The following is a 16782-nucleotide window of genomic DNA, read 5'->3' on the forward strand; positions in this document are numbered from 1 at the left end:
CGTTACATCAAGCGTTGATAAAGGTCGCGGTAGGACTGCGCCGCAACGTGCCAGCTAAAGTCCATGGACATCGCCTGACGTTGTACGTAACGCCACAGCGATGGACGGGACCACAAGACGAACGCACGCCGAATCGCGCGAAGCAGCGACCAGGCATTACTGTCCTCAAAAACAAAGCCGCTGGCGATACCGTCCGCCAGGTTTTCCAGAGAGCTGTCGGACACCGTATCCGCCAGCCCGCCCGTGCGGCGTACCAGCGGCAGCGTGCCGTATTTCAGGCCGTAGAGCTGCGTCAGGCCGCAGGGTTCAAAGCGGCTTGGCACCAGAATGACGTCTGCCCCACCCATAATGCGGTGTGAAAATGCTTCGTGATAACCAATCTGCACACCAACCTGCCCCGGATGTTCTGCGGCGGCGGCAAGAAAACCTTCCTGCAGCACCGGATCGCCCGCGCCGAGAAGCGCCAGCTGGCCGCCCTGCTCCAGGAGTCCCGGCAGCGCTTCGAGCACCAAATCCAGCCCTTTCTGGCTGGTCAGGCGGCTGACCACGGCGAACAGCGGCACTTTGTCGTTCACCTTCAGCCCCATCGCAATTTGCAGCTGGCGTTTGTTTTCGGCTTTGTCTTCCACCGAATCGCGGCCATAGCGCGCAGCCAAAAGGAGATCGGTATCCGGACTCCAGATCTTTTCATCCACGCCGTTCAGAATGCCCGACAGACGGCCTTCACGGTGGCGCTGTTGTAACAGCCCTTCCAGACCGTAGCCAAACTCGGATTGGGTGATTTCACGCGCGTAGGTTGGACTCACCGCCGTGATGTGATCGGCGTAGTACAGCCCCGCCTTCAGGAACGAGATCTGCCCGTTAAACTCCAGACCGTGCATGTTATAGAACGACCATGGCAGATCGATGTCATTCATATGATGGGCATAGTACATGCCCTGATACGCCAGGTTGTGCACCGTAAAGACCGATTTGGCCGGATGACCTTTCGCCGCCAGATACGCAGGCGCCAGGCCAGCATGCCAGTCATGCGCGTGTACAACATCCGGTCGCCAGAACGGATCCAGCCCGACGGCCATCTCCGCCCCCACCCAGCCGAGCAGCGCAAAGCGCAGCACGTTGTCGGTATAGGCGAACAGGTTCGTATCGTGATACGGACTGCCCGGTCGGTCATACAGGTGAGGCGCGTCGATCAGGTAAATCCCTACGCCATTGTAATGTCCAAACAGCAGGGTGATGCGTCCGGCGAAGGTTTCACGGCGGGTAACGACCTTTGCATCAGGAATACCACGCCGGATATCCGGGAAGGCGGGCAACAGGACTCGGGTATCCACCCCACCGGCGATTTGCGCCGCCGGTAATGCGCCAAGAACGTCCGCCAGCCCGCCCGTCTTCAGCAACGGGAACATCTCAGAACATACGTGTAAAACCTGCATCATCGCTCCTGTTTGATTTGCAGCTTCCGCAACATTTCCCGTGTGACTAACACGATCCCCTCTTCAGAACGGTAGAAGCGACGCGCATCTTCTTCCGCGTTTTCACCAATCACCATCCCTTCAGGGATGACGCAGGCACGGTCGATCACGCAACGGCGAAGACGACACGAGCGCCCTACCCAGACATCCGGCAGCAGGACTGCCGAGTCGATATTACAGAATGAATTCACACGCACGCGGGGGAACAGCACGGACTGCACCACCACGGAGCCGGAGATAATGCACCCGCCGGAAACCAGCGAGTTCAGCGTCATGCCGTGGCTGCCGGAGCGGTCCTGCACGAACTTCGCGGGCGGCAGCGATTCCATGTGGGTGCGAATCGGCCAGTTCTGGTCGTACATATCCAGTTCAGGCGTAACGGACGCCAGGTCGAGGTTCGCTTTCCAGTAGGCTTCCAGCGTACCGACGTCGCGCCAGTAAGGTTCCGCATTCGGGTCTGACTGCACGCAGGACAGCGGGAAAGGATGTGCATACGCCATGCCAGCTTTGGTGATTTTCGGGATGATGTCTTTACCGAAGTCGTGGCTGGAGTTTTCGTCTTTGTCGTCTTCTTCCAGCAGCTCATAAAGGTATTCTGCATCAAAGATATAGATCCCCATGCTGGCGAGCGATTTGGTGTCATCTCCCGGCATGGTCGGCGGGTTCGCCGGTTTTTCAACAAAGTCGATAATCTTGTCGTCGGCATCCACGTGCATCACACCAAACGCCGTCGCCTCAGCAACGGGCACCGGCAGACACGCCACGGTGCAGCGCGCGCCTTTTTCGACGTGGTCGATGAGCATGTGCGAGTAGTCTTGCTTGTAGATGTGGTCACCCGCGAGGATGACAATATATTCCGCGCTGTAGCGGCGAATAATGTCGAGGTTCTGGGTCACCGCATCCGCCGTGCCGCGATACCAGTTTTCCCCGTGAACGCGCTGCTGCGCCGGGAGCAGATCGACAAACTCGTTCATCTCTTCGCTGAAGAATGACCAGCCGCGCTGGATATGCTGCACCAGCGTGTGCGACTGATACTGAGTAATGACGCCAATGCGGCGAATGCCAGAGTTCAGGCAGTTGGAGAGCGCAAAGTCGATAATGCGGAACTTACCACCAAAGTGAACGGCCGGTTTGGCGCGCTTGATGGTCAAATCTTTCAGACGGGTTCCACGCCCGCCAGCGAGTATCAGGGCAACAGTTTTTAATGGTAGCTGGCGCGCCAACATTAACGGATCGTTCTTCTCTAATCTAACCATGACTAACTCCTTTTTTATCATCTTTGGAATACGCACACTCCGTGCGCAGGCCCGTGCCAGACAGCCATAACAACCGGATTATCCGCTCCGGCAAAGGGGGGAACGGCTCGCCACTCCCCGTCAGGTAAAACAATCTCTGCGACGTCATCCGTCGCGTTCAGCGTGACCAGCCACGTATCCGAGAGCAGGATTTGCAGACAGGTTATGCCGTGTTGCCACTCTTGCGCGCTCAGCGGTTGCGCGTCTTTATTCAGCCAGCGAACGTTGCCGTCGCCCTCTTCCCACCAGCTGTCGGCGGTAAGCGCCGGGATTTGCTGGCGAAGGTGGATCAGCGCCGCGGTGAAATGGGTCAACCCGCTGTTTGCTTCTCCCCAGTCGAGCCAGGTTAAGGTGTTATCCTGACAATAGGCGTTGTTGTTGCCGTGCTGGCTGTGGCCGTGCTCGTCGCCCGCCAGCAGCATCGGCGTGCCCTGCGACAGCAAAAGCGTCGTGAGCAGCGCGTGAACGCTGGCGCGTCGCCGCTCGATCACGTCCAGACTTCCGCCTAACCCTTCTATACCATGGTTAAAGCTATGGTTATTGTTAGTCCCATCGCGATTCTCCTCACCGTTTGCCTCATTGTGTTTCTGATTGAAACAAACGCAGTCGCGAAGCGTGAAACCGTCGTGCGCCGTTACCAGGTTGATGGTGGCCGACGGACGTTTACCGTCGCGCTTAAAGAGATCGCTGGAACCGGCAAACCGTCCTGCGAATTCCCCCAACGACAGATCGCGCGCCAGCCAGAAGCGGCGGATGGCATCGCGGTAGTGATCGTTCCACTCGGCAAACAGCGGCGGGAAATTTCCCACCTGGTAGCCGCCCTCACCGATGTCCCACGGCTCGGCAATCAGCTTCACCTGCGACAACACCGGGCAATTTTTGATTGCCTCAAACAGCGGTGCCTGCTGGCTGAACGCCGGCGTGCGCCCCATGACGGGGGCCAGGTCGAAACGAAAACCGTCGACATGGAAGGTTTCCACCCAATATTTCAGGCACTCATACGCATAATGCGTCACCGCCGGATGGCTGAGATTGAGCGTGTTACCGCAGCCGGTCCAGTTGGCGTAATCACCATCTTCCCTGATCCAATAATAGCTACGGTTATCAATTCCGCGCTGCGAGAGCGTCGGGCCATCGAGATCGCTTTCGGCGCTGTGGTTGAGCACCACGTCCAGAATGACCTCAATGCCCGCCGCGTGGAGTGCCTTCACCGCATCGCGGAACTCGTCCCGGGCTTTTTCAGGATGGGCGGCATAGCGGGGTTCAAGGGCGAACATCGCCAGCGGGTTGTAACCCCAGTAGTTGCTCAGCCCAAGGCGCTGTAACCGCGGCTCGCTGGCGAAATGCGCCACGGGCAGCAGCTCCAGCGCGGTGATCCCTAAGTGCTTCAGGTAGGCAACCAGCGTCGGATGCCCGAGCGCTTTATAGGTCCCGCGCATCTCTTTGGGAATCGACGGGTGCAGATACGTCAGCCCTTTCACATGCGCTTCGTAAATGACGGTATTGCCCCACGGCGTGCGCGGCGGGGCATCGTCTTCCCAGTCGTAGAGGTCGTTCACCACCACGCTTTTTGGCGCGAGCGGCGCACTGTCGCGGTGGTCGGGTTCACCGTAGCCGACGTGGAATATTGGGTCGTCTTTAAACTCGCCGTCCACACGGTGCGCACACGGGTCAATCAACAGCTTCGCCGGGTTAAACCAGTGTCCCTGTGAAGGCTCCCATGCGCCGTGAACGCGAAAACCGTAGTGCATTCCCGGACGCCCGCCGGACAGGTAACCGTGCCAGATATCTCCCGTGCGGGACGGTAAATCGTAACGGTGCTCGTTACCTTCCCCGTCAAACACACAGAGTTCAACCCGCTCCGCGTGCGCAGAAAAGAGCGTGAAGTTCACCCCCTTCCCGTCAAAGCGCGCCCCGAGCGGTTCGGGATTACCTGCCGTAAGCTGCGTCATTCCCCCTCCCGCACCAGCCAGATGGTGCTAAGCGGCGGCAGCGTCAGGCTCAGGGAATGAGGTCGCCCGTGGCTTTCGAGTGCATCGCTCTGCACCAGACCGCCGTTACCCGCGTTGCTGCCGTGATAATGCATGGAATCGGTGTTCAGTATTTCGCGCCATTTCCCCGCCTGGTTAATGCCGAAGCGGTAATGTTCGCGCGGCACCGGCGTGAAGTTGCTGGCAACGATAATTTCATTGCCTGCTTTATCGCGACGCACAAAGACAAATACCGAACGTTCACGATCGTCCACCACCAGCCACTCGAAGCCGTACGGGTCAAAATCCAGCTCGTGCAGCGCTTTGTGGTGGCGATAGGTCAGGTTCAGGTCACGCACCAGACGCTGTACGCCGTGGTGCCAGTTGTCACCGCCTTCCAGCAGGTGCCAGTCGAGGCTGGAGTCGTGGTTCCACTCGCGGCCCTGCGCGAATTCATTGCCCATAAACAGCAGTTTCTTGCCCGGGAAAGCGAACATCCAGCCGTAGTAAGCGCGCAGGTTGGCAAACTTCTGCCACGCGTCGCCCGGCATGCGGTCGAGTATGGATTTTTTGCCGTGCACCACTTCATCATGCGACAGCGGCAGCATGAAGTTTTCGGTGTAGTTGTAGAGCAGCCCGAAGGTGAGCTTGTCGTGGTGATACTGACGGTGAACCGGGTCGAGCTTCATGTAGTCGAGCGTGTCGTGCATCCAGCCCAGGTTCCACTTGTACCAAAAGCCCAGGCCGCCCATTGACGGAGGGCGAGAGACGCCGGGGAAGTCGGTGGACTCTTCCGCCATCGTCACCGCGCCTTCCACCTGCTCGCCGAGAATGCGGTTGGTGTTGCGCAGGAACTCAATGGCTTCCAGATTTTCACGGCCGCCAAACTCGTTCGGGATCCACTCCCCCTCTTTACGGCTGTAGTCGCGGTAGATCATCGACGCCACCGCATCGACGCGCAGGGCATCAATACCGAAACGCTCGATCCAGTACAGCGCGTTGCCCACCAGGAAGTTTGTCACTTCACGGCGACCGTAGTTATAGATCAGCGTGTTCCAGTCCTGGTGATAGCCTTCGCGCGGGTCGCTGTGCTCGTACAGCTTCGTGCCGTCAAATTCCGACAAACTGAAATCATCAGACGGGAAGTGGCCGGGCACCCAGTCGAGGATCACGTTCAGCCCGGCGGCATGCGCGGCATTGATGAAATAGCGGAAATCATCGCGCGTGCCGAAGCGGCGCGTTGGCGCATACAGCCCGGTAGGCTGGTAGCCCCAGCTTCCGTCGAACGGGTGTTCATTAACCGGCAGCAGCTCAAGGTGAGTAAAGCCCATCCATTTGGCGTACGGCACCAGCTGATCGGCCAATTCACGATAGCTGAGCCAGAAGTTATTATCGGTGTGGCGACGCCAGGAGCCGAGATGCACCTCATAGACGGAGATTGGCGCGTCGAAGCGGTTGGCCTGCTTGCGTTCTTCCGTCTGGACGACCTTCTCCGGCAGCCCACAAATCAGCGACGCGGTATCCGGGCGCATCTGCGCTTCAAAGGCATACGGGTCAGCTTTAATGCGCAGCTTGCCGTTGGCATCGATCATCTCGAACTTATAGAGCTGGCCGTTTTGCGCGCCGGGGATAAACAGCTCCCAGATGCCGGTTTCACGGCGCAGGCGCATCGGATGACGACGACCGTCCCAGTAGTTGAACTGCCCGACAACGGAAACCCGCCGGGCATTCGGTGCCCACACGGAAAAACGCGTGCCGGTGATCCCATCCATGGTATCGGCATGCGCGCCCAGCGTTTCATAGGGCCGCAGGTGAGTCCCTTCGGACAACAGCCAGGCGTCCATCTCTTTCAGGAGCGGGCCGAAGCTGTAAGGGTCGTCAATCAGGTTCTGCTGGCCGTGCCAGATGACGGCAAGCTGATAGCGAAAAGGGTTTTTACGACGGGGCATCACGCCCGAGAAGAAGCCACGAGAATCGAGGCATTCCAGATTGCCGACCTTGCGGCCGGTTTTGGGTTCAATCACCCAAACTTCTGTGGCATCCGGCAACAGCGCCCGAACTTCCAGTCCAGCCTCCGTTCGGTGCATCCCAAGCACAGAAAAGGGGTCAGCAAAATGACCCGCAATAAGCGCATTAATCACGTCTCTATCCACACGATCGGACATGGTATTCATCCTGTTTTTTATGTCGTCCTTTTTACGCGCTCCGGGACGACTTTTAATGTGACCTGAACGGGACAGCACAAATATGTGCATCCTTTCTGCTCCGTTCGAACCTCAGGTAAGAAATGACTCTTCCTTAAAGCATAGCCAACGCTCTAAATGACTCCTGATAAAAAATAAGACATCCGCGTGTTACTCCATGTAGTACGCAAAAAAAGGGGGTGAAAATCACCCCCGGTATTTAACAAATTATTACGCCAGCTGGCGCAGCATGCGGCGCAGCGGTTCGGCGGCGCCCCACAGGAGCTGGTCGCCGACGGTGAACGCGGAGAGGTACTCCGGCCCCATGTTCAGCTTGCGCAGACGGCCAACCGGCGTGGTCAGCGTGCCGGTCACGGCTGCCGGGGTCAGTTCACGCATGGTGATATCGCGATCGTTTGGCACCACTTTCGCCCATGGGTTGTGTGCGGCCAGCAGCTCTTCCACGGTCGGAATAGACACATCTTTTTTCAGTTTAATGGTGAAAGCCTGGCTGTGGCAGCGCAGCGCGCCGATACGCACGCACAGACCGTCAACCGGAATGGTGTTCGCGGTCGCGAGGATTTTGTTGGTCTCAGCCTGGCCCTTCCACTCTTCACGGGTCTGGCCGTTATCCAGCTGTTTGTCGATCCATGGGATCAGGCCACCGGCCAACGGTACGCCGAAGTTGTCCACCGGCAGCTCGCCGCTGCGGGTCAGCTGAGTGACCTTACGCTCGATATCAAGAATCGCGGACGCCGGGTTTGCCAGCTCGGTCGCGACGCTCTGGTGCAGCTGGCCCATCTGGGTCAGCAGCTCGCGCATGTGACGCGCGCCGCCGCCGGACGCGGCCTGGTAGGTCGCCACGGAGACCCACTCCACCAGATCCTGCGCGAACAGGCCGCCGAGGGACATCAGCATCAGGCTGACGGTACAGTTACCGCCAACAAAGGTTTTCACACCGTTGTTCAGGCCGTCGGTGATCACGCCCTGGTTAACCGGGTCGAGAATGATGATGGCATCGTCCTTCATGCGCAGCGAAGAGGCCGCGTCAATCCAGTAACCCTGCCAGCCGCTTTCACGCAGCTTTGGATAGATTTCGTTGGTATAATCGCCGCCCTGGCACGTCACAATAATGTCGAGTGCCTTCAGCGCTTCCAGATCGTAAGCATCCTGCAACGTGCCTGTGGTACCACCAAAGGACGGAGCAGCCTGGCCGAGCTGGGAAGTGGAGAAGAAGACCGGGCGGATAGCGTCGAAATCGCGCTCTTCAACCATGCGTTGCATGAGTACAGAGCCGACCATACCGCGCCAGCCGATAAAACCAACGTTTTTCATAGCATTTTTTTCCTGCTGAGGGTGTGTGCTGATTGTGCAAGCCAGTATTGAACTGGGATATGCTTCACATTACAAAATGCTGCCAAAGTCGCAAGCGAAATTAATCGATGATTGCCCGGCAATCAGAAATACAGCTAATTATCATAATAACCATAAAGAGTTTCAGGGATAATTTACATGAGTGAAATCATTTCCGCGGCGGTTTTATTGATCCTGATAATGGATCCACTGGGGAACCTGCCGATTTTCATGTCGGTGTTAAAGCACACCGAGCCGAAGCGCCGTCGGGCGATCATGATCCGCGAGCTGCTCATCGCCCTGCTGGTGATGTTTATCTTCCTGTTTGCCGGGGAAAAAATTCTCGCGTTCCTGAACCTGCGCGCCGAAACGGTCTCCATTTCCGGCGGGATTATTCTGTTCCTGATTGCCATTAAGATGATTTTCCCGAGCGCGGAAGGCAGCAGCAGCGGCTTGCCAGCGGGTGAGGAGCCGTTCATCGTGCCGCTGGCGATCCCGCTGGTTGCCGGGCCAACGATTCTGGCGACGTTGATGCTGTTGTCGCACCAGTACCCGAATCAGATGAGCCACCTGGTGATTGCCCTGCTGATTGCCTGGGGCGGGACGTTTATCATCCTGCTGCAGTCGTCGCTGTTCCTGCGCCTGCTGGGGGAGAAAGGGGTGAACGCCCTGGAGCGCCTGATGGGTCTGATTCTGGTGATGATGGCGACGCAGATGTTCCTGGATGGGATCCGGGCATGGATGAAGGGGTAGGTAAAAGCAAAACGGCAATCTTCGATTGCCGTTTTTAGTGTTTGCCCCCTCTCCCCGTGGGAGAGGGTTGGGGTGAGGGCAACAGGCCGCAGAGGCCGTATGTTTGTCGGGTGGCGGCTTCACCTTACCCGACCTACAAGTCACTCCGGTTTTCTCCCTCTCCCACAGGGAGAGGGAGAAAACCCATTAGCTCAACAACGTAAACGCAATCATCCCGACAATCGCACCCGTCGTGCCGAGGATGGTTTCCATCAGCGTCCAGGTTTTCAGGGTTTGCGCTTCGGTCGCGCCGGTAAATTTACCGAACAGCCAGAAGCCTGCGTCGTTCACGTGGGATACCACAATCGAACCGCCCGCGATACAGATAGACAGCGCCGCCATCTGCGCACCGGAGTAGTTCAGCTGTTCAATCACCGGCATCACCAGGCCCACCGCAGTTAAGCACGCCACGGTTGCGGAACCCTGGATGATACGCACCGCCGCCGCCAGCACGAAGCAGGTGACCGCAATCGGCAGACCCATCCCGGTCAGCGCTTCACCCAGAGCCGGACCCACGCCGGAATCCACCAGCACCTGCTTGAACACGCCACCGGCACCGATCACCAGCAGGATGATACCCGCAGGCTGCAGCGCGGCACCGCAAATCTCCATCACGCGGTCTTTCGGCATCCCCTGACGCATTGCCAGGCCGTAAATCGCCACCAGACAGGCCACCAGAATCGCCGTGAACGGGTGGCCGATGAACTCAAACCACTCGTAAGCGCTGGAACCGACCGGCACAAAGCGCGCGGCGATGGTTTTCAGACCCACCAGCACCAGCGGGAGCAGGATCAGCGACAGGCTGAAGCCGAAGGAAGGCATTTTGCCCTCGCCCAGGTGCGGCTCGGTGATGTCATCAGGAATGTGCAGCTCAACGTAGCGGCTAATAAAGTTGCCCCACAGCGGACCGGCGATAACCATCCCCGGGATCGCGGCGCAGAGGCCAATGAGGATCATCCAGCCAAAGTCAGCGTGCATCTGGGAGGCCAGCAGCATCGGCGCAGGCCCCGGCAGCAGAAACGCCGCGGCCGCCGCCACGCCCGCAAACAGCGGAATGACCAGCTTCACGAGGTTCGTACCGGTATGGCGCGCCATCGAGAACGCGACGCTAATCAGCAGCACTACCGCCACTTCGAAGAACAGCGGCAGCGCGCAAATCAGGCCAGCCAGACCAATCGCGTAGTGCGCGCGGCTGTGGCCGAAAGATTTCAGCATCTTGACGGCAATCTGATCGACCGCGCCCGTCTCGTGCAAAATCTTGCCAAACATCGCGCCGAGCGCGACTACAATCGCCAGGAAGCCCAGCGTGCCACCCATCCCTTTTTCCATCGTCGCGGCGATCTTGTCGAGCGGCATACCGGAAAAGAGACCTGCACCAATAGAAACCACCATCAAAGCAACGAAGGCATGCATACGCGCCTTCATCACCAGAAACAGCAGCAGTAATACGGAACCCACTGCTGTCAAAACAAGCGTTAATGTACTCAAAACTTACTGCCTTTTATTAATGACCTCGATGGTGCTGGCGACAACACCTTCCAGTGACTGATCGATATCAACCACTAAGACGTCCTGCTCATCCGCACCCGGCTCCTGCAGCGCTTCGAACTGCGTGACCAGCATCTGGGTTTTGAAGAAGTGACCTTTACGCGCCTTCAGACGGCTTTCAATCACCTCGAAATCGCCCTTCAGATAGATGAAGGAGAGGTTCGGGTTGCCGTCGCGCAGCAGGTCGCGGTAGGTTTTTTTCAGCGCGGAGCAGACGATCAGGGAGACTTTGTTAGTACGCTGCATCGCAAAGGCGGCATCGTTCAGCGCCTGCAGCCACGGTTTGCGGTCGTCGTCGTTCAGCGGCTCGCCGGAGGCCATTTTCATGATATTGCTGCGCGGATGGAGGAAGTCGCCATCAAGAAACGCAGCCTGAAGTTGATGCGCCACTTCGCTCGCCACGGCAGATTTACCGCTACCGGACACGCCCATCAGGACGTAAACGTGGTGATCGTGATTAGTCGTGCTCAAAGGGTGTCCCTCAGTCAATTGTTACGGGTAACAGTTATCGGTAACATTGTCCTGCCGGGGCAAAAGAGAAGCAATATCCAAACGTGCGCGAAGTGAATAAGTGTGAGCTACTTCAAATTTGTCGGATTAAATAGATCCACCCGGTGACAAGGTGAAACCTAAATCTAACATTTTAGGGGTAACTGCCTCACCACGAATGCGCGCCAGCAGGCGTTCTGCACCAATGCGGCCCATACGTTCACGCGGGGTCAGGACGCTCGCCAGACGCGGCTCCATCACCTGGCCGATGTCGTGGCCGTGGAAACCGGCAATCGCCATATCGTCGGGGATCTTCAGCCCCAGACGCTGGCACTCAAACGCCGCGCCGACCGCAAGGTCATCGTTGGTACAGAAAATACCGTCCAGTTGCGGATACTCGCGTCGCGCCTGACGCATCAGCTCAATACCCGAGGTGTAGGACGAGGATTGCTCCACCATCACGCTGTACGGGGTTAAACCGGCGTCGAGCATCGCCTGCTCGTATCCCTTCTGTTTGATGATAGTACGTTCATCAAGGCGCGCCCCCAGATAGGCAATGTGGCGATGACCGCGCGCGATGATCGCCGCCGTCATCTGACGCGCCGCTTCAAAGTTATCGAACCCAACGGCGATATCGAGGCACGGCGACTGGCTGTCCATCAGCTCCACCACCGGGATACCGGCCACTTCGATCATTTTGAGCGTACGGGCAGTGTGGGTACGTTCCGTTAAAATCAGGCCGTCGATGTTCCAGGAAAGCATCGATTCAAGACGTTCCTCTTCCAGTTCCGGCTTGTACCCGTAGTGCGCGAGCATGGTCTGATAGCCAAAGGCATCGGTCACGCTTTCGATTCCACGCAATACTTCTGCGAAAACCTGGTTGGTCAAGGAAGGAAGCAGGACGCCCACCGCACGGCTGGTCGCATTGGAGAGAATATCGGGTGCGCGGTTGGGGATATAACCCAGTTCATCAAGGGCAGCGGCAATCTTGCCACGTAACGCCACGGAAACCTGCTCCGGGTTACGTAAAAAACGGCTGACCGTCATTTTGGTCACACCGACGCGATCGGCGACATCCTGAAGTACGGGGCGTTTCTTTTTCATCGTCCTGAGAAATCTTGAAGTGAGAGATTTTCTCAGTTTATCACGGACAAAGCTCAACCTTCCCCGTTTAAAGGGAAGGTTGAGTAATTATTTATACCGGCGGCAGGTCAAACAGCAGGATTTCGCTTTCGCTGTCGGCATGCACGGAGAGCGCCTGCTCATCCCAGATGGCAAGACCATCGGCGGTTGTGGCTTTGGTGCCGTTGATGGACACGTCACCTTTCACCACCTGGATCCAGACGCGGCGGTTGGCGGCAATCTGATGCACGGACTGTTCGTCTTTTGCCAGCGCCCAGCGGTACAGCTCCATATCCTGATGCACTTTCAGGGAACCTTCACGCGCATCCGGGGACAGCACCAGCTGTTTGCCCTGTTTGGCGTCGAAGCGGCGCTGCTCGTAGCGCGGCGCGATGCCGGTCTCTTCTGGAATGATCCAGATTTGATACAGGTGCAGTTTTTCCGTTTTGCTCGGGTTGTACTCAGAGTGACGCACCCCGGTGCCCGCACTCATAATCTGGAACTCACCCGCCGGAACCTGCTCTTCGTTACCCATGCTGTCTTTGTGCGCCACGGCACCTTCGAGCACATAGGTCAGGATTTCCATGTCTTTGTGCGGGTGGGTGCCGAAGCCCTGGCCTGCATCAATCACGTCGTCGTTAATCACGCGCAGTGCGGAGAAGCCCATGAAATTCGGGTCGTAGTAGTCGGCAAACGAGAATGAATGCCATGAGTCCAGCCAGCCATGATTCGCGTGACCACGTTCGTTTGCTTTGCGTAAGTAGATCATTGTTTTCACCCTCAGTTCGTTTCGATGGAGTAAGTGTGGACGCAAACCGCCTGGGATCATAGAGGGTGAAAATTGACTCCTCTGTTCAAAAATTATGAACAAGCGCAGAGGAGCCGTTTTTGCTTATTTCGCGAGGGTTACCGTGGCAGGAGAAGCCTGCTCAAAGGCCCGTTCGAGGATTTCCAGGTTGGTCAGAACGTCAGATTCCTTGACGTAATTCGGCGTACCCGTGGTAAGGGTTTCATACAGCGCATCGTAGACGCGGCCATAGTCGCCTGGTTCCGGCTTGAGTTCTTCTTTTACTGTTGTGCCATCTGCCTTCACATACTCCAGCACGCCTACGGAATCATCCGCCGCAAAGCCCGGTTCGCCCGGCATGATGTTAGCCTTCAGGCTGGTCTCCTGCTGGTCGATGCCGTACTTGATAAACGAGCCGCGGGTGCCGTGAACGATAAACTTGGGATAGTCGATTTTCACCAGATGGCTGGTTTTGACGATGGCCTTCAGGTCGCCGTAGAACAGCTGCGCTTCGAAGGTGTCGTCCGGGTTGGCTTTGTTGCGCAGGCTGCGGATGTCGTACGCCACGTGGTCCGGTCGACCAAACAGGGAGATGATCTGGTCCATGGTGTGCACGCCCAGACCATAGAACGAGCCGTCCTGCGGCAGGCCGGGCTGGGTTTCCGCGACCGGACGGTAGTAGTCGAAGTGGCTTTCAATTTCCACAATGTCGCCGAGCTTGCCGCTCTCAATCGCCTTTTTCGCCGTCAGGAAGCAGCTGTCAAAACGGCGGTTCTGATACGGCGTAACGGTCAGCCCTTTGCTCTTCGCCAGCGCAAACAATTCCTTCGCTTCGGCGATGGTCGGGGTGAATGGCTTTTCCACCAGCACGTTTTTGCCCGCTTCCAGCGCGCGCTTCGCGTAGTCGAAGTGGCTGTCGGCGTGGGTGCAGACAATGATCAGATTCACCTGCGGATCGTGAAGCACCTCGTTCAGATCGCCGGTGAAATGAATGTGGGAATACTGCGGAGACTGCTCTTCCGGCTTCGCACTGCGTCGGTAGATATGGGCGACGTGCCAGCTGTCTTTACGGTTGAGAACATAGGGTAGGTGATAGCGGGTGGTGCTTTTGCCAAATCCAATAAATGCGCAATGTAGTGTCATGGCTCAGTCCTTTTTAAGGTTACTGAGTCTAACCATAACAAAAAAAAAGCCAGCGAAACGCTGGCTAAAGTAATACTGGAAGCAATGTGAGCAATGTCGTGCTTTCAGGTTCCCGTAGCGGTCTTCCTGAATGCAGAGCAATAATAATCATTCTCATTCGCACTTGTCCACTTCTTTTTGCAAAAAATAGCGGTTGACTCAAATTTTAAAGTCATTGATGTTGGAAGGGAGATTTAACTGACTGAGGAATAAGGAATGAGTGAGATAGTGATACGCCACATCGAATCCAGTGATGCAGAAGCTTTGCGTGACATCATGTCGCATCCTGATGTGTATCACGACACGCTACAGCTCCCTCATCCCTCAATGGAAATGTGGCACGAACGCGTTGCGACAAAACCAGGCCGACGCCATCTTGTTGCCTGTCTGGAACAGCGCGTCATCGGGCATATGGCGCTGGACGTGATGGAAAACCCGCGTCGAAGCCACGTTGCCACATTCGGCATAAGCGTGGCTGCGGATATGCAGGGTCGCGGCGTAGGCCGCAGGCTCATGAGCGAAATGATTAACCTTTGCGACAACTGGTTACGCATTGAACGCATCGAACTGACGGTCTTTGCCGATAACCCAGCGGCAGTTGCACTCTATAAAAATTTTGGGTTTGAAATCGAAGGCACCGGCAGGAAATTTGCCCTGCGCAACGGCGAGTATGTGGACGCGTATTATATGGCGAGAATGAAGTAGTTATTTGCCGGGTGGCGGCTTCGCCTTACCCGGCCTACGTTCGTGCAGTTGTAGGCCCGGTAAGCGCAGCGCCACCGGGCAATATATCAATACCCCGCCGTCAAATCATCCACCGAACGCGGATCCGATGCCCCAAACAGCGCACCGTCCGGCCCCACCATAATGCTCTGGGTGCTGCCCATCGCCTCTTTCACCGCCACTTTTTGCCCGCGCTGTTCAAGCAGCTTAATGGTGTCCGGGCTAAAGCCCTTCTCGACGCGCAGTTCGTCCGGCAGCCACTGGTGGTGGAAACGCGGGGCGTTGGTCGCTTCAGCGACGTTCATCCCAAAGTCGATGCTGTTCACCACCATCTGCAGCACGGTGGTAATAATTCGACTCCCGCCCGGGCTGCCGGTTACCAGCCAGGTTTTTCCGTCTTTCACCACGATGGTGGGCGACATGGACGACAGCGGGCGCTTCTTCGGCCCGACGGCGTTGGCGTCACCGCCCACCAGCCCGTAGACGTTCGGCACGCCCGGCTTGGCGGAAAAGTCATCCATCTCGTTGTTCAGCAGAATGCCGCTGTTGCCCGCCACAATCCCGGTACCAAAGGTGGTATTCAGCGTATAGGTCACCGCCACCGCGTTGCCGTCTTTATCCACCACTGAGAAGTGGGTGGTCTGGTTGCTTTCATAAGGCGCCAGCTTGCCGGGGCGGATCTCGCTCGACGGCTTCGCCTTGTTGATGTCGATCTGGTCGGCCAGGGATTTGGCATAGGCTTTGTTGGTCAGCGCCTGCCACGGCACCTTCACGAAGTCCGGGTCGCCGAGGTACTCCGAGCGGTCGGCGTAGGCGCGTTTTTCCGCTTCCGCCATCACCTGCATGGCGTCCGCGCTGCCGAAGCCGAACTTGTGCATATCGAAGTTTTCAAGAATGTTGAGGATCTGCACGATGTGGATCCCGCCGGACGACGGCGGCGGCATGGAGAAGACCTCGTAGCCGCGATAGGTGCCGCTAATCGGCTCACGCTCCACCGCTTTGTACTCCGCCAGATCCGCTTTCGTGATTAGCCCACCGTTCTTTTGCATTTCATCGGCAATCTGGTCAGCAATCGCGCCTTTATAGAAGGCATCCGGGCCGTGTTCCGCAATCCGCTCCAGGCTGGTCGCCAGGTTCTTCTGCACCAGCTTATCGCCCTTCTTCAGCGGCTCGCCGTCTTTCCAGAAGATGGCCTTACTGTTTTCGTGATTCGGAATGACTTCACTGCCGTAGGTTTTGAGATCGTCCGCGAGCGCGTCATTGACCACAAAACCGTCGCGCGCCAGCTTGATGGCAGGCTGCACCACTTTGTTCAGCGGCAGCGTGCCGTATTTTTCCAGCGCCAGCGAGAAGCCCGCAACGGTGCCCGGCGTGCCGGAGGCGAGGTGCGAGGTCAGGGATTTCTTGCTGTCCGGGTTGCCCTGCTCGTCAAGGAACATATCGCGGGAGGCCTGATTCGGTGCCATCTCACGGAAGTCGATGGCGGTGGTTTTCCCGTCTTTGGTACGCAGCATCATAAACCCGCCGCCGCCAAGGTTACCCGCCTGCGGATGCGTGACCGCCAGCGCGTACCCGACCGCAACCGCCGCATCCACCGCGTTACCGCCCTGCTTGAGAATATCGACGCCCACCTGGGTTGCCAGCGCGTCAACCGAGGCCACCATGCCATGCGTCGCCCGCACGGGATGGAAAACGTCTTCCTCCACGCCGTAGGAGACGGGAGGCGCCGCGGGCGGGTTGGCCGCCACGCTAAATGTGCCGCCTGCAATCAGCGCGGCGATCGCTACCCAGCGCAAAAACGTTGGTTTCATCATTATTGTTCTCCAGGTGATGGGGTCCATACTCCCCGCTTAAGCCTGGTTC

The 16782-nt window shown here is 57.5% G+C and carries 13 protein-coding genes; 2 read left to right on the forward strand and 11 right to left on the reverse strand.

Translation table 11 applies throughout. The features are described 5' to 3' along the window. Positions 1–2: 2 nt before the first annotated feature. The 5 genes from glgA to asd form a co-directional block, all read right to left on the reverse strand. Positions 3–1436, reverse strand: a complete 1434-nt coding sequence (glgA, locus tag ACTJJA_RS21470) for a glycogen synthase GlgA (protein ID WP_440669170.1) — start codon at positions 1434–1436, stop codon at positions 3–5. Continuing rightward, a complete protein-coding gene (gene glgC, locus ACTJJA_RS21475; protein WP_042718928.1) occupies positions 1436–2731 on the reverse strand; it encodes a glucose-1-phosphate adenylyltransferase in 1296 nt (431 codons plus the stop codon). Before glgC ends, glgA begins: the two co-directional genes overlap by 1 nt. Before the next feature lie 17 nt (positions 2732–2748). Then, positions 2749–4722, reverse strand: a complete 1974-nt coding sequence (gene glgX, locus ACTJJA_RS21480) for a glycogen debranching protein GlgX (RefSeq protein ID WP_411776744.1) — start codon at positions 4720–4722, stop codon at positions 2749–2751. Then, complete coding sequence (gene glgB, locus ACTJJA_RS21485) at positions 4719–6905, reverse strand: 1,4-alpha-glucan branching enzyme (protein WP_440669171.1); 2187 nt, start codon at positions 6903–6905, stop codon at positions 4719–4721. The genes glgX and glgB overlap by 4 nt, the downstream gene beginning before the upstream one ends. A gap of 249 nt (positions 6906–7154) precedes the next feature. Beyond that, positions 7155–8258 (reverse strand): aspartate-semialdehyde dehydrogenase, encoded by a 1104-nt coding sequence (gene asd / locus ACTJJA_RS21490; protein WP_033146834.1) that lies wholly within the window; start codon positions 8256–8258, stop codon positions 7155–7157. A 177-nt stretch (positions 8259–8435) separates the two neighbouring features. On the opposite strand from asd, the gene yhgN reads away from it, so the two are divergent. Further along, the gene (yhgN, locus tag ACTJJA_RS21495; protein ID WP_003861574.1) at positions 8436–9029 is read left to right on the forward strand and encodes an NAAT family transporter YhgN; all 594 of its coding nucleotides are present in this window, start codon (positions 8436–8438) and stop codon (positions 9027–9029) included. Positions 9030–9215: 186 nt separating this feature from the next. Here the strand turns inward: yhgN and gntU are convergent, their stop codons facing one another. From gntU to ACTJJA_RS21520, 5 genes are all read right to left on the reverse strand, one after another. Further along, positions 9216–10556, reverse strand: a complete 1341-nt coding sequence (gntU, locus tag ACTJJA_RS21500; RefSeq protein ID WP_440669172.1) for a gluconate transporter — start codon at positions 10554–10556, stop codon at positions 9216–9218. A 3-nt stretch (positions 10557–10559) separates the two neighbouring features. After that, entirely contained in the window at positions 10560–11087 is a 528-nt protein-coding gene (gene gntK, locus ACTJJA_RS21505) for a gluconokinase (RefSeq protein WP_010436461.1), read from the reverse strand. Between the two features lie 126 nt (positions 11088–11213). Then, positions 11214–12209, reverse strand: coding sequence for a gluconate operon transcriptional repressor GntR (gene gntR, locus ACTJJA_RS21510; protein ID WP_089598541.1), 996 nt, complete (start codon positions 12207–12209; stop codon positions 11214–11216). A gap of 91 nt (positions 12210–12300) precedes the next feature. Beyond that, positions 12301–12996: a pirin family protein gene (locus tag ACTJJA_RS21515; RefSeq protein ID WP_010436464.1), complete on the reverse strand. Its 696-nt coding sequence runs from the start codon at positions 12994–12996 to the stop codon at positions 12301–12303. A 123-nt stretch (positions 12997–13119) separates the two neighbouring features. Beyond that, positions 13120–14157 (reverse strand): oxidoreductase, encoded by a 1038-nt coding sequence (locus ACTJJA_RS21520; RefSeq protein ID WP_440669173.1) that lies wholly within the window; start codon positions 14155–14157, stop codon positions 13120–13122. A 255-nt stretch (positions 14158–14412) separates the two neighbouring features. On the opposite strand from ACTJJA_RS21520, the gene yhhY reads away from it, so the two are divergent. Continuing rightward, positions 14413–14901: an N-acetyltransferase gene (gene yhhY / locus ACTJJA_RS21525; RefSeq protein ID WP_420984693.1), complete on the forward strand. Its 489-nt coding sequence runs from the start codon at positions 14413–14415 to the stop codon at positions 14899–14901. Positions 14902–14987: 86 nt separating this feature from the next. On the opposite strand, the gene ggt is transcribed toward yhhY, so the two are convergent. Further along, positions 14988–16733 (reverse strand): gamma-glutamyltransferase, encoded by a 1746-nt coding sequence (ggt, locus tag ACTJJA_RS21530; RefSeq protein ID WP_440669174.1) that lies wholly within the window; start codon positions 16731–16733, stop codon positions 14988–14990. Positions 16734–16782 lie beyond the last annotated feature (49 nt).

The organism is Enterobacter sp. 22452 (assembly GCF_052045065.1).
Classification (GTDB): domain Bacteria; phylum Pseudomonadota; class Gammaproteobacteria; order Enterobacterales; family Enterobacteriaceae; genus Enterobacter; species Enterobacter mori.

Excerpts from the sequence above, each read along its gene's own strand:
- glgA (WP_440669170.1), bottom strand. The coding sequence starts at position 1,436 with ATGCAGGTTTTACACGTATGTTCTGAGATGTTCCCGTTGCTGAAGACG.
- glgC (WP_042718928.1), bottom strand. The coding sequence starts at position 2,731 with ATGGTTAGATTAGAGAAGAACGATCCGTTAATGTTGGCGCGCCAGCTA.
- glgX (WP_411776744.1), bottom strand. The coding sequence starts at position 4,722 with ATGACGCAGCTTACGGCAGGTAATCCCGAACCGCTCGGGGCGCGCTTT.
- glgB (WP_440669171.1), bottom strand. The coding sequence starts at position 6,905 with ATGTCCGATCGTGTGGATAGAGACGTGATTAATGCGCTTATTGCGGGT.
- asd (WP_033146834.1), bottom strand. The coding sequence starts at position 8,258 with ATGAAAAACGTTGGTTTTATCGGCTGGCGCGGTATGGTCGGCTCTGTA.
- yhgN (WP_003861574.1), top strand. The coding sequence starts at position 8,436 with ATGAGTGAAATCATTTCCGCGGCGGTTTTATTGATCCTGATAATGGAT.
- gntR (WP_089598541.1), bottom strand. The coding sequence starts at position 12,209 with ATGAAAAAGAAACGCCCCGTACTTCAGGATGTCGCCGATCGCGTCGGT.
- ACTJJA_RS21515 (WP_010436464.1), bottom strand. The coding sequence starts at position 12,996 with ATGATCTACTTACGCAAAGCAAACGAACGTGGTCACGCGAATCATGGC.
- ACTJJA_RS21520 (WP_440669173.1), bottom strand. The coding sequence starts at position 14,157 with ATGACACTACATTGCGCATTTATTGGATTTGGCAAAAGCACCACCCGC.
- yhhY (WP_420984693.1), top strand. The coding sequence starts at position 14,413 with ATGAGTGAGATAGTGATACGCCACATCGAATCCAGTGATGCAGAAGCT.
- ggt (WP_440669174.1), bottom strand. The coding sequence starts at position 16,733 with ATGATGAAACCAACGTTTTTGCGCTGGGTAGCGATCGCCGCGCTGATT.